This window comes from Acidocella aromatica (assembly GCF_014201825.1).
In the GTDB taxonomy this organism is placed as follows: Bacteria; Pseudomonadota; Alphaproteobacteria; order Acetobacterales; family Acetobacteraceae; genus Acidocella; species Acidocella aromatica.
Genome location: NZ_JACHFJ010000016.1, coordinates 29397 through 41795 on the forward strand (window position 1 = coordinate 29397; position 12399 = coordinate 41795).

Annotated in this window: 10 protein-coding genes; 3 read left to right on the forward strand and 7 right to left on the reverse strand. The window is 66.1% G+C overall.

Annotation, left to right across the window (positions count from 1 at the left end; all coding sequences use genetic code 11):
- Window positions 1-6: 6 nt before the first annotated feature.
- Genes HNP71_RS13200 through HNP71_RS13210 form a run of 3 tightly spaced genes read right to left on the reverse strand, consistent with a single transcriptional unit; the run spans window position 7 to window position 3835 of the window.
- Window positions 7-1134, reverse strand: coding sequence for an ABC transporter permease (locus HNP71_RS13200; RefSeq protein WP_183267415.1), 1128 nt, complete (start codon window positions 1132-1134; stop codon window positions 7-9).
- Entirely contained in the window at window positions 1131-2858 is a 1728-nt protein-coding gene (locus HNP71_RS13205) for an ATP-binding cassette domain-containing protein (protein WP_183267416.1), read from the reverse strand. The genes HNP71_RS13200 and HNP71_RS13205 overlap by 4 nt, the downstream gene beginning before the upstream one ends.
- On the reverse strand, window positions 2855-3835 hold the full coding sequence (locus tag HNP71_RS13210; protein WP_183267417.1) for an efflux RND transporter periplasmic adaptor subunit: 981 nt from the start codon (window positions 3833-3835) through the stop codon (window positions 2855-2857). The genes HNP71_RS13205 and HNP71_RS13210 overlap by 4 nt, the downstream gene beginning before the upstream one ends.
- A gap of 150 nt (window positions 3836-3985) precedes the next feature.
- On the opposite strand from HNP71_RS13210, the gene HNP71_RS13215 reads away from it, so the two are divergent.
- From HNP71_RS13215 to HNP71_RS13225, 3 genes are read left to right on the forward strand one after another with little or no spacing between them, the layout of a single operon-like run.
- Window positions 3986-5239 (forward strand): paraquat-inducible protein A, encoded by a 1254-nt coding sequence (locus HNP71_RS13215; RefSeq protein WP_183267418.1) that lies wholly within the window; start codon window positions 3986-3988, stop codon window positions 5237-5239.
- Window positions 5236-6825 carry a PqiB family protein gene (locus HNP71_RS13220; protein ID WP_183267419.1) on the forward strand — a complete coding sequence of 530 codons (1590 nt, stop codon included), beginning with the start codon at window positions 5236-5238 and terminating at the stop codon, window positions 6823-6825. Before HNP71_RS13215 ends, HNP71_RS13220 begins: the two co-directional genes overlap by 4 nt.
- On the forward strand, window positions 6822-7373 hold the full coding sequence (locus HNP71_RS13225; RefSeq protein WP_183267420.1) for a PqiC family protein: 552 nt from the start codon (window positions 6822-6824) through the stop codon (window positions 7371-7373). Before HNP71_RS13220 ends, HNP71_RS13225 begins: the two co-directional genes overlap by 4 nt.
- Here HNP71_RS13225 and HNP71_RS13230 read toward each other — a convergent pair.
- The 4 genes from HNP71_RS13230 to HNP71_RS13245 form a co-directional block, all read right to left on the reverse strand.
- Window positions 7370-8155: a class I SAM-dependent methyltransferase gene (locus tag HNP71_RS13230; protein ID WP_246344223.1), complete on the reverse strand. Its 786-nt coding sequence runs from the start codon at window positions 8153-8155 to the stop codon at window positions 7370-7372. The two genes, HNP71_RS13225 and HNP71_RS13230, sit on opposite strands and share 4 nt — an antisense overlap.
- A 10-nt stretch (window positions 8156-8165) precedes the next feature.
- Entirely contained in the window at window positions 8166-9452 is a 1287-nt protein-coding gene (locus tag HNP71_RS13235) for an Hsp70 family protein (protein ID WP_183267421.1), read from the reverse strand.
- Between the two features lie 68 nt (window positions 9453-9520).
- On the reverse strand, window positions 9521-11371 hold the full coding sequence (gene recQ, locus HNP71_RS13240; protein WP_183267422.1) for a DNA helicase RecQ: 1851 nt from the start codon (window positions 11369-11371) through the stop codon (window positions 9521-9523).
- A 156-nt stretch (window positions 11372-11527) separates the two neighbouring features.
- Window positions 11528-12399, reverse strand: an 872-nt coding sequence (locus HNP71_RS13245) for a DUF5677 domain-containing protein (protein ID WP_221246903.1), incomplete at its 5' end; no start/stop codon positions are given.

Consider the following 12399-nt stretch of genomic DNA (forward strand, 5'->3'; position numbering starts at 1 on the left):
GGCGGGTCAGTCCAATCGGCGATGCGTGATGGCCAGCGTGGCGGCGACGGTGAGCGAAGCGGCGATGGCGAGACCACAAAGATTGGGGAGAAGCACGGACCAGATATCGCCCGCGAGAAAGATCGTCTGCACCGCAGAGACGAAATAGCGCGCGGGGAAGAGATAGGTGACGAGCTGCAGCCAGCGCGGCATGGAGGCGATGTCGAACAACATGCCGGAGAGCATGATCGCGGGCATCATGGTGGTGATGAAGGCGAGTTGCGCGGCCACAAACTGGTTGCGCGTGAGGGTGGAGATGAACAGCCCCTGCGCCAGGGTGAAGATGAGGAACAAGGCGGCGGTGAAGGTGAGCGCCAACAGCCCGCCATGCAGCGGCACACCGAACACGAACACGGTGATGAGCACCGAGAGCGCCATGGAGCCCATGCCCAGCACGAAATACGTGCCAAGCTTCGCCCCCACCAGCTCGGCCATCCCGGCGGGCGAGGCGAGCATGGATTCCATCGTGCCCCTCTCCCACTCGCGCGCCACGATGAGCGCGGTGAGCAGCGTGCCGGTCATCGACATGACCAGCGCGATGACGCCCGGCACGATGAAATCGGTAGAGCTGAGCTGCGGGTTGTACCAATAGCGCGTCTCCAGCACCGGCCCGCCGCCCAAGGAGAGCGCTCGCTCCGCCGCCTCGCCTTGTAGCCAGGAGGTGAAGGCGCCGGTCACGTAGCCCTGCAACAGCCGCGCGGTGTTGGGGTCGGTGGCGTTTACCGCGAGCTGCGCATCAGCGGGCCAGCGCTGCGGGCGGGCAAGTTTCTGCGCGAAATCCTGGCGCAGGGTGAGGATGCCGCGCACCTCGCCCGTATCCAGCGCTTGGCGCGCGGCCTGACTGCTCGGCGCCCAGTACACCGAGAGATAAGGCGAGGCATCCAGCGCCTGTTCCACGCCGTTCGTCTGCGTTCCCCCGGCCTGCACCACCGCTGCAATCTTCATGTGATGCGCGTCCAGCGACAGGCCGAAGCCGTTGATGATGAGCAGAATGAAGGGCAGCAGGAAGGCGATCATCAGCGCGGAGGGGTCGCGCAGGATTTGCAGCACCTCCTTACGCACCAGCCCGCGCAGGCGTTGCAGCCTGAGATTCATGCGGCGGCTCCTTCCACCAGGGCGATGAACGCGTCCTCCAGCGTCGGGTCCGGCAGCGCGGGCGTGCGCACGCGGGCGCGGAGCGCGGCGGGGGTGTCGGTCACCAGCACGCGCCCGGCATTGATGATGGCGAGACGGTCGCAATACTCCGCCTCGTCCATGAAATGGCTGGTGACGAGCACGGTGACGCCCTGCGCCGCCAGTTCCCCGATGCGCGCCCAAAAGGCCCGGCGGTTGAGCGGGTCCACGCCCGAGGTCGGCTCGTCGAGGAACAATATCTCCGGCTTGTGCATCAGGGCGGCGGCCAAAGAGAGGCGCTGCTTCAGCCCCAGCGGCAGGGCGGAGGCGAGGCTGTCGGCCGCCTCCGCAAGCTCGAAGCGCGCCAGCGCGTCGGCAATGGCCAGGCGGCGGGCGGCGCGGTCCAGCCCATAGGCGCGGGCAAAGAAATCCAGGTTCTGGCGCACGGTGAGTTCGCCGTAGAGCGAGAATTTCTGCGCCATATAGCCAAGCTTGGCGCGGGCCTGGGCGGCGGCGGCGAGCAGATTTTCCCCCGCCACCAGGGCGCTGCCGGAGCTGGGGCGCAGCAGCCCGCATAGCATGCGGAAGGTGGTGGATTTGCCCGCCCCGTTGGGGCCGAGAAGGCCGAAGATCTCGCCGCGCGCGATGGTGAAGCTGACATCGTTCACCGCCACGAATTCCCCGAAACGACGGATCAGGTGATTCACCTCGATCACCGCGCCATCGGCAAAGCTCGCCACGGGCGGCGGGGGCGCGGTTTTTTGTGGCGGGGCGGCGGCGATCAGCCGATCCATGAACCCATCCTCGAAGCGCGGCGGCACCAGCTTCGTCTCACTGCCCCCGAGCAAGGCGGCGTCAGGCGGGGCGGCGCCTGGGGCCAGCACAAGGCGCAGGCTGTCGCCCTGCACCAGCGCGTCCAGCACGCCGGGCAGGGACTTGGCTATAGCCACGGCGCGGCGGCGCTGGGCGGCGGGAAGTGTTACCCGGCACACCCGCCCGGCCATGGGGGCGAGGAAATCGGCCGGTGGTGCGGCGGAGAGCAGCTTGCCCTCGTGCAACAGCAGTACCGAGGCGCAGCGCTCGGCTTCGTCCAGATACGAGGTGGCCCAGACCACGCCCATCTCGGTGCCTGCGGTTTTCGCCTCCCCCATCATGCGCTCGACGATGCGCCACAGCTCCCGGCGCGAGGCCGGGTCCACGCCAACGGAAGGCTCGTCCAGCAGCAGCAGCTTGGGCCGGGCCAGCAGCGCGCAGGCGAGGCCCAGCTTCTGCTTCATGCCGCCCGAGAGCGCCCCGGCTTGGCGCGCGGTGAAGGGGGCGAGACCGGTGAATTCCAGCAGCAGCTTGGCGCGTTCTTCCCGCGCTGCGTCCCGCAACCCGTGCAGATCGGCGAACAAAGCGAGGTTCTCGGCCACGCTGAGATCCTCATACAGCCCGAAGCGCTGCGGCATGTAGCCTATGAACGGATGCGCCGCGGCGGCGTCATTCGCCATATCGTGCCCCAGCACCTCCACCCGCCCCGCCGAGGGCCGCAGCAGCCCGGCCAGATGCCGCAGGAAGGTGGTTTTGCCCGCTCCATCCGGCCCGACCACGCCGGTAATCACCCCGGGCGCGATTTCGGCGGTAATGGCGTCGAGCGCCTTAGTTGAACCGGTCTTGCTGGCAAAAACATGGCTCAGCCCCTCGGCGCGGGCGAGCGGGGTCATGGCAGCGTCACGGTCACCGGCATGCCCTGGCGCAACCCGTCATCGGCGTCCGTCACCCGCACGCGGAAGCGGTAGACGAGCTGGGTGCGCAGATCGGGCGTTTCCACCGTCTTGGGTGTAAACTCGGCCATCGGCGACACATAACCGATCACGCCGTGATAGGTTTTACCGCCGGGCGTGTCCTCGGTAATGGTGACCTTGGTGCCTGGGGCCACGCGACCCAGCATGGTCTCGGGCGCGAAGGCGCGCACCCAGGTCTCCGAGGTATTGGCGATGGAGTACACGGTGTTGGAAGGCAGCACGACCGTGCCGGGCTCGATCACGCGGGTCATGATCACGCCATCCACCGGGGAATAAAGCTTCGTGCGATCCTCCTCGGTCTGCGCCAGAGCCACCTGGGCCTGGGCCTCCTGGTACTGGGCGCGGGCGGCGTCGATTTCCTGCTTGCGCGGGCCGTTGATCAGCTCGGTGAGCTGGGCCTGCGCACCGTTCACCTGAGCCTGAGCGGAATCGAGGGCCATGCGGGCGTCGTCCAGCGTCTGCTGCGGTGTGGCGCCGCGCCCCACCAGAGATTGCTGGCGCGTGAAGGAGACCTTGGCATGCGCCAAATTGGCCTGGGCAGCGGCCAGAGCGGCGCGGGCGTGGTCGATATCCTCGTAGCGCGAGCCGGCGAGCAGCAGGTCGAGCTGGGCCTTGGCGGCATCGCGCTTGGCTTTGGAGAGGTCGAGCGCGTTGGCATAGGTGGCGTCGTCCAGCGTGGCAAGGAGCTGCCCGGCCTTCACCTTGTCGCCCTCCTGGTTCAGCATCTGGTCCACTCGCCCCTCGGCGTTGAAGGCGAGGTCCACCTGGCGGATCTCGACATCGCCATACAGCGTCCGCCCATTGCCGCCGGGGGCCAGCAGCCACCATCCAAACACGGCGATAGCGGCGGCACCGGCGGCCAGCCCGATTTGTTTGCGCGTCAGCTTCAGCAGCATAGGGTCATGTCTCCTGGCCTTGCGGATAACCGCCCAGTTCCGCGCTCACATTGACCCTGATCAAACCCCCTGACCAGGGGGGAACGGCTTGACGCCGCATGCCCCGGCGTGCGTCCCTGCCCGCATGCTCACCACGCCCGCAGCGCCCTGATGCCCAGCGCCCTGCCCATTCCGGCCGACGCGCTGGACTGGCGGGAATGCCCGCATTGCGGCCAATTCTGCCGCCTGGGGCCACGCCGCCCCGGCATGGTGGCGGAATGTCCCCGTTGCGCGGAGCCGCTCTGGCGGATGCGGCAGGTGAATATCAGCTTCCCCCTCGCCTGCGCCACGGCGGCCCTGCCCTTCTATCTGTTCGCGCTGGTGGCGCCGTTTCTGGAAATCGAGGCCTATGGCCGCTTCTCGCTGGCGCGGCTGGATACCGGCCCGGCGCAGCTCCTGGCCCAGGGCTGGGGGCTGGTGGCGGCGCTGGTCTTTGCCGTCACGTTGCTTGCTCCCGCCGCCAAGCTCGCCATTCTGCTGCTGGTGCTGGGCGGGCGGCATGTGCTTCCGCCGCGCCTGCTCAAGCTGCTGTTCCGCTGGTATCTGCCGCTCTCGCCCTGGGCGATGATCGACGTGTATCTGCTCGGCTTTCTCGTCGCCTACACGCGCCTCACCGGCATGGCCACCGTGCATCTGGACACCGCGCTCTACGCATTGATCGGCTACATGCTGGCCATGGCCGCCGCCGATGGCAGCCTGGACATCGAGGCCCTGTGGCGCAAGCTGGATGAGCGCGGGAACCATCCGCACCAGCATACCGAGGCCGGCCCCATCGGCTGCGATTTCTGCGGCCTGCTTAACCACGCCGAGGAAGGCGAACCCTGCCGGCGTTGCCACACCCCGCTACGCCATCGCAAGGAGAACAGCATCGCCCGCGCCTGGGCCCTGGTGCTGGCGGCGGCGCTGCTTTACATCCCGGCCAACCTCTATCCCTTCATGGTCGTCACCCAACTAGCAAGAACGCAGGGCTACACCATCATGCACGGCATCGTCGAACTCGCGCAGAACGGGCTGTGGCCGCTCGCATTTCTGGTGTTCTTCGCCAGCATCACCATCCCGCTGATCAAGCTGGTGCTCATGGTGTACCTCCTGGTGCTGACGCAACTCGGCCGGACGGATTTCCTGATCGCCCGAGCCCGCGCCTACAGGTTTATCGACTTCATCGGCCGCTGGTCGATGATCGACATCTTCATGGTCTCCATCCTGGTGGCGCTGCTGCGCTTCGGGCGCTTCGCCAATGTGCAGGCCAATCTCGGCGCCATGTGCTTCGCCGCCGTGGTGGTGCTGACCATCTTCGCCGTCAGCGCCTTCGACCCCCGGCTGATGTGGGACGCGCTCGAACAACCGGAGCAGGCCGAGGCATGAGCACCACAACCCCGCCCCCCCAGGGCCAGCCGCGCGCGCATCTGCGCCGGCCGCGCTTCCAGTTCGTCTGGCTGATCCCCGTCGTCGCCGCGATGATCGCGGGTTATCTCGGCTACCGCACGCTCCTCGAGCAAGGACCGCTGCTCACCCTCAGCTTCACCACGGCCCAGGGGCTGGAAGCCGGGCAGACCCAGCTGAAATACAAGGACGTGGCGCTGGGCACGGTGGAGAGCATCGACCTTGCGCGCGATAACAGCCATGTCATCGTCAAGGTGCGGATGAACAATGTGGGGGCGCGCTTCCTGAACAGCCATGCGCGGTACTGGGTGGAGCGGCCGCGCCTGAACTTCACCGACATCTCCGGCTTCGAGACTCTGGTCTCCGGCGCGTATATCTCGGTCGACCCCGGCACGCCGGGCGGCGATTACGAGGACAGCTTCACCGGGCTGGAGCAGCCGCCCGGCGTGCGCTCGGACGAACCCGGCAGCACCTACACCCTCACCGCCAACAGCGTCGGCTCGCTGCAATCCGGCTCGCCGGTGTTTTACCGCGATGTCGTGGTCGGCGAGGTGCTGGGCTACGATCTGGGCGACGGGCTGGGGCCGGTGAAGGTCAGCGTCTTCATCCGCGCGCCGTACAACAACCTCGTGCGGCCCGACAGCCAGTTCTGGAACTCCTCCGGCGTGGCGTTGGGCGTGCAGGGCGGCGTGCTTCAATTGCAGCTGCAATCGGCGCAGGCGCTGCTGGCGGGCGGTGTCACCTTCAATGTGCCTCCCGCCGCCATGACCGAAGCCCCAAGCCCCAGCGGCGCCAGCTTCCGGCTCTATGCCTCGCACCAGGAGGCGGATTCGGCCTCCTACCACACGCAGATCCCGCTTGTGGCCTACATGGCCAGCGACGTGAACGGCCTGACCCCCGGCGCGCCGGTGAACATGCTGGGCATCCAGGTGGGCAATGTGACCAATGTGAAACTGGAGATCGACCAAGCCACCGGCAATGCGCGGGTGCGCGTGGCCATGCAGGTGCAACCCGAGCGCGTGCTCACCTCCAGCCAGTTGCAGGCGAGCTACGATCCGCTGAGCGACTTCCAACGCCTGGTGGCCAAGGGTATGCGCGTGGAAATGGGCACCGCCAGCTATGTGACCGGGCAGAAGATGATCTCGCTCGACTACGTGCCCAACGCCGCCCCGGCCAAGGTGACGCAGGAAGGCGGCGCGCTGGTGCTGCCCGTGCAGCCCGGCGGGCTGGATGAGATGCTGACCAATCTGGCTGATCTCTCCGCCAAAATGGACAAGATGCCCTTCGATCAGATCGGCGATAACCTGAACAAGCTGCTGGTCACCACCAACAACACGCTGGGCGGCAAGGCGATGCAGGAGAGCCTCGCCCAACTGGCCGCGACGCTGAAGAGCGCCAATGCCACGTTGCAGGCGCTCGACCAGGGTTACGGCACGGATTCCAACTTCCAGCGCAACACGCAGCAGGTTCTGCAGGAGACGAACGCGGCCATGCAATCGCTGAAGGCACTCTCGGATTATCTCAGCCGCAACCCGCAGGCGCTGCTGCTGGGGAGGAAGGGGCCATGAGGCGGCGTGGTTTCTCCCTCCTGCTGGCGGGCACGCTGGCGGGGTGCGCGTCGTCTCCGCCGCGTTATTACCGCTTGGCGGCGGTGCCGGGGGCGGTGCGCGGGGGCGATGGCAAGCGCATCGGGGTGCGCAATGTCGGCGTCCCTGGCGATCTCGACCAGAACAACCTCGTGCGCCCCGGCGACGCTTACCAGCTCAACGCCTATGCCAATGATCTTTGGGCTGCCCCCCTGTCCTCGATGCTGCAAACCGTGATGGTGCAGAACCTCACCCAGCGCCTGCCCGGCGATACGGTGTTGCAGGATGGCGGGGCGATAGGCGCCGCGCCGGATGTGTATGTGGAGATCCAGGTGCTGCGCTTCACGCCCGACGCCAGCGGCATCGTGACGCTGCAGGCGCAGATCGGCACACGCCCGGCCAGCGCGCAGGATTTCCGGCTGCAAGGCTTTGCCGCCACGGCACCGGGCGGCAACACGCCCGAGGGGCTGGCGCAGGCGATGAGCACGCTCTGGGGCCAGTTTGCGGACACAGCGGCGGGGCTGGTTTAGCCCGTCACCTCGAAGGCGGCGGCCTCGATGTCGAAACTGCCATCCGCGCCGATGTTGAAATGGCTCCGCACCTCTGGCGAGGCGGTGTCCTGCAAATGCCGAATAGCGGCGGCAAGGTCAGGCGCCGTGCGGGTGCGCGCCGTCCAACTGGCGAACTCCATGTGCAGGCGGCGCAGAGTTGTGCCCTGCACCGTGAACCCGGCCCGTGCCAGCTCCGCCACCCATTCCGCGATGGAATAGTTGCGCACATGCGAGAGATCGCGCAGCAGCTCCACCGCCTGCATATGTGTATCCAGCACACGCGAGGCGGGGCAGACCGTGTCGATGAACAACCCTCGCCCGCCCGGCTTGAGCACACGCCGCGCCTCGGCCAGCCCCTTGGCGAGATTCTGCCAATGATGCGCGGTGAAGCGGCACAGCACGATGTCGAAGCTGGCATCCGGGAAAGGGAGCGCCTCCGCCGGGGCTAGGCGTGTCTCGATATTTGTCATCCCACGCGCCGCCGCGTTGGCAGCCACCTGCTCCAGCATGGAAGCCGTGACATCCACCGCCACCACGCGGGCCACATGCGGGGCGGCGCGATAACTCACATGCCCGCCGCCACAACCAAGATCGAGCGCCACGGCCTCGGCATGGCCTGTCACCAGCGCCTCGATCTGGTCGAGATCCTCCCCCTGCGCATGCACGGCGCTGGTCACGTAATCGGCCGCGCGTGGGGCGTATTGTTCGGCGGCGAAGTTTTGCTCGGACATGGGTGGCAGGGTAGTGCGGGTTTTGGCCATGCGGCAAGTTTCAAGCATTGATCTTGCGCGACACTCCTGTCTTGGCGCGATCAGCCCCGATCAGGGCCAGCCCCTCCGATACGGAGACGAACTCCCCGCCCGCGGACAGCCGCTCAGGCCCGAAGCGCTCGGCGAAAATCCGCCGCACCGCGGGCACGAAAGACGTGCCGCCAGTCAGGAAGACACGGTCAACCGCCTCCGGCGGCAGGTTCGCCTGTTGCAGTACCTGATCGACACTTGCCGCCATGCGGGCCAAATCGGGGGCGATCCAGGCCTCGAACTCTTCCCGGTGGATCGTCCGGTCAACGATAAAGCCCTCATGCTCGAAGTGCAGCCGGGCGGTCTGCGTGCGCGAGAGTTCAGCCTTCACGCTGCTGACGGCTTGGTAAAGCTGGTAGCCGACTTCGTCCTTGATGAGCGAGATCAGGTGGCGCAGGCGCGCGGGATGCATGGCGGTGCGTGCGACCTCCTCCATATCCCTCAGGATGCGCGGCGTGCGCATGAGCGAGAGGCGGTGCCAGCGGGCGAAGCCGGAGTAATAATCGGCGGGCACGGGCATTACGGAGTCCATGACCCGGTACATGTCGCCCTTGCCCAGCAGGGGTGAGACGGCATGGTCGATGATCCGGTAGTCCAGCGCATCGCCCGCGATGCCAAGGCCGCTATGGCCGAGCGAGGTGATGGGCTGCGTCTCCCCCGGTGTGAAGCGGATGAGCGAGAAATCGCTGGTGCCGCCGCCGAAATCGCCGACCAGCACGGTGGCGGGGGCGGTCAGGGCGCGGATGAAGCGGTAGCCCGCCGCCTCCGGTTCCAGCGCGGTCTCGACCGAGGTGAACCCCGCGGCGGCATAGGCGGCGCGCAGCCGGGCCTCGCCGAATTCGTCATCGGCGAACTCCCCGGCGAACCGCACCGGCCGCCCGGCGACGATGTGCACGCCGTCATGCCCTTCGCCCAGCAGGGCGCGCAGGAACACGGCGATCATCTCCTCCAGCGAGAAGACGCGGCCGAAGACGTTGGTCTGAGTAAAGCTGCGCTGCGCCAGATAGCTCTTCATGGACATGATCAGGCGGCTATCCACCGGGTCGTCCAGATACGCCTCGATGGCGGCGGGGCCGGCGGCGTGATGCAGGGTGCTCCGGCCTTTGCTGGTCTCATTCCAGAAGCACAGCACGGTGCGGAACACGTCGAAATCGGCAAGGCCCAGGCTGACGCGCCGGCTGCGCACGGTTCCGTCCGGCGCGAGTTCGGAAACGACGCTGTTCGTCGTGCCGAAATCAACCCCCAGCAATGGTCTCATAGTCTATCCCCGTCAGCGAAAACGCCGCTTCAAGCTGAGTTTTCGCCGGGGGACAAGGGGGCGGAGGCTTATCGCCCCTCTTCGGCGGCGACGACGCCTAAAATCATCGCGCCGTAACGCTCGATCTTGGAGGCGCCCATGCCGGGGATCTGGGCCAGATCCGCCTCGCCCCCCGGCCTTGCGGCGGCGATGGCCGCCAGGGTGGCGTCGTGGAAGATGACATAGGCAGGCAAGTTCTGCTCCTTGGCCAGCCGGGTGCGCTCGGCGCGCAGCGCCTCGAACAGCGCTTGGTCCTGCGCCGCCACCTCCAGCCGCCCGGCCTTCTTCTTCAGCAGCGTGCGCGCGCTGCCGCTGGCGGTCTCCTGGCGCAGCCGCACGCTCTCCCTGCCGCGCAGGATCACCTCGCCCGCTTCCGTCAGGCACAGCGCGCCGTAATTGTCGTGGTCCACCTCCAGCGCCCCGCGCACGATGAGCTGGCGGAACACCGAGCCCCAGCCCTTGCGGTCCAGCTCCGTGCCGACGCCGAAGGTTGGCAGCTTGTCATGCTCGAAGCGCTCGATCTTCTCGGTTTTCACGCCCAGCAGCAGGTCGGTCAGATGCCCGACGCCGAAGCGCTGGCGGGTACGCACCACCGCCGAGAGCGCCTTTTGCGCCGCCACCGTGCCGTCCCAGGTTTCGGCCGGGGTCAGGCAGTTGTCGCAATTGCCGCAGGGCTGGGCCAGGGTTTCGCCGAAATGCGCCAGGATGGCCTGACGCCGGCAGGTGACGGTCTCGCACACGCCCAGCAGCGCATCGAGCTTGGTGCGCTCGATCTGCTTGACCTGCGCCGGCGCGCCGCTCTGCTCGATCATGCCCCGGCGCATCACCAGATCCTGCATGCCGTAGAGCAGCAGCGTCTCGGCGGGCAGGCCATCGCGCCCGGCGCGGCCGGTTTCCTGGTAGAAGGCTTCCAGGCTGGCGGGCAGGTCCAGATGCGCGACGAAGCGGACATCGGGCTTGTCGACGCCCATGCCGAACGCCACGGTGGCGACCAGCACCAGCCCTTCCTCGGTGGTCAGGAAGGCGTCCTGGTTGGCGGAGCGCACCTCGGGCGGCAGCCGGGCATGGTAGGGCAGCGCCTTGATGCCATGCTCGTTCAGGGCCGCCGCCGTCTGCTCCACCGTGTTGCGGCTGAGGCAATAGACGATGCCGCTCTCGCCCTCATGCGCGCGCAGGAAGGTGAGCAGCTGGCGCATGGGGGCCTCCTTGCGCAGCACGGCGTAGCGGATGTTCGGGCGGTCGAAGCTGGAGAGGAACAGCCGCGCCTCGTCCAGCGCCAGGCGGTGGGCGATGTCCTCGCGTGTCTGCGGGTCCGCCGTGGCGGTGAGGGCTATGCGCGGCACGCCGGGGAAGCGCGCCGCCAGCTGGGCCAGCTCCAGATATTCCGGGCGGAAATCATGCCCCCATTGGCTGACGCAATGCGCTTCGTCGATGGCGAAGAGCGCGATTTTCACGCCGTCCAGCATTTCCAGGAAATCCGGCATCAGCAGCCGTTCGGGCGCGGCGTAGAGCAGCTTCAGCCGCCCGGCGCGGAGATCGGCCCGCACCTGTGCGCGCTCGGGGCCAGTGAGGCTGGAGTTCATCGCCGCCGCCGCCACGCCGAGCTGGCGCAGCGCGGCCACTTGGTCGCGCATCAGGGCGATCAGCGGCGAGACGACGATGCCCACCCCGCCCCGGCACAAGGCGGGCAGCTGGTAACAGAGGGATTTGCCGCCGCCCGTTGGCATCAGCACAATCGCATCGCCCCCGGCGATGACATGCGAGACCACCGCCTCCTGCTGCCCGCGAAAGGCGGAAAGCCCGAATAGGCGGTGCAGCACCTCGTGCGGGTCGGTCACAGCGTTGGGGGGCAAGGTGATGTCTGGCGAGGGGCTGTCCATGCCCTAGGGTACAATTTGCCGACGCGGCGGCGCAATCCGGGCGGATTACTTGGTGGCGCAGTTTTGGTTGGGGACGGGAGGACGCGTAGATGTGGATTGGGGGAGAGGCAGGTTCCGGCCCAGCTTACCCCTCAAACAATCCCAGCCCGATGTTGATTATATATCAGGATAAAAGCCATGAAGACGACAGAAATCCTCCTGACACTTCATTGCTACCGGGCCAACATCTTCGGCAAACAACCAAAGAACTGCGACTACAATCTTGCGCATTATGTCGGGCTTAGAGGAAAAAAGTGCTTCGCTCACGTCTGCAACACTGTGCGCAATCATTTGAATTGGATCGACAAACCCTCCATTACTAGGGCCAACTAGCATTTTAACATGCTTGTCGGCTTCCGACATACCCAACATGCCCCTGCTCCCCTCATGGCCGCCGTGAATATGCTTAGACGCCCAACGGTATCGTGGCCGCCAAAAATCTCGTTCAGTTGCCTTCTCAAGATCAAGAAAGGTTACGCGTTTTCGCTGTAAAGCTGCCCGTGCCCATGCGTAATCGTCACTCAGGTCATCACCCAATTTAAGCTTCAATTCTTCGCATCGTCCTTCAAGCGCCTCAATCACATCATCATTAACCGCAATCGATTGATCTCGGTCGGCATAATCCCTGGCTTGTTTGGCGTGCTTTAAGGCTTGAAAGTAGGCGCTGGCCAAATAACAGCGGGCAGTATCCTCGTCTTGGATAAGAAGAAAATGTGCAACAATATTAAATTCGTGGAGCGTCCGCCAACGGCTCATGGCCCCATCGGGAAAGCCACCTTGAAGCAGACATATTGCTTCCCTCGCCACCAGAAGGGCACGAGCATGTAAGCTAGTCAGAGCTTCGAACAAAACATCATCATTTTTGAGCGCGTCTCTTCTTTCATCACGAAAGAATTTGACGTGCTCCCCTTTTTGTTCGCGCTCAGGCGCAGTGTCTTTCCCCTTCATGCTTGATGGTTGAGGTGGTTTCAATGTGCCCTGGGGCATGC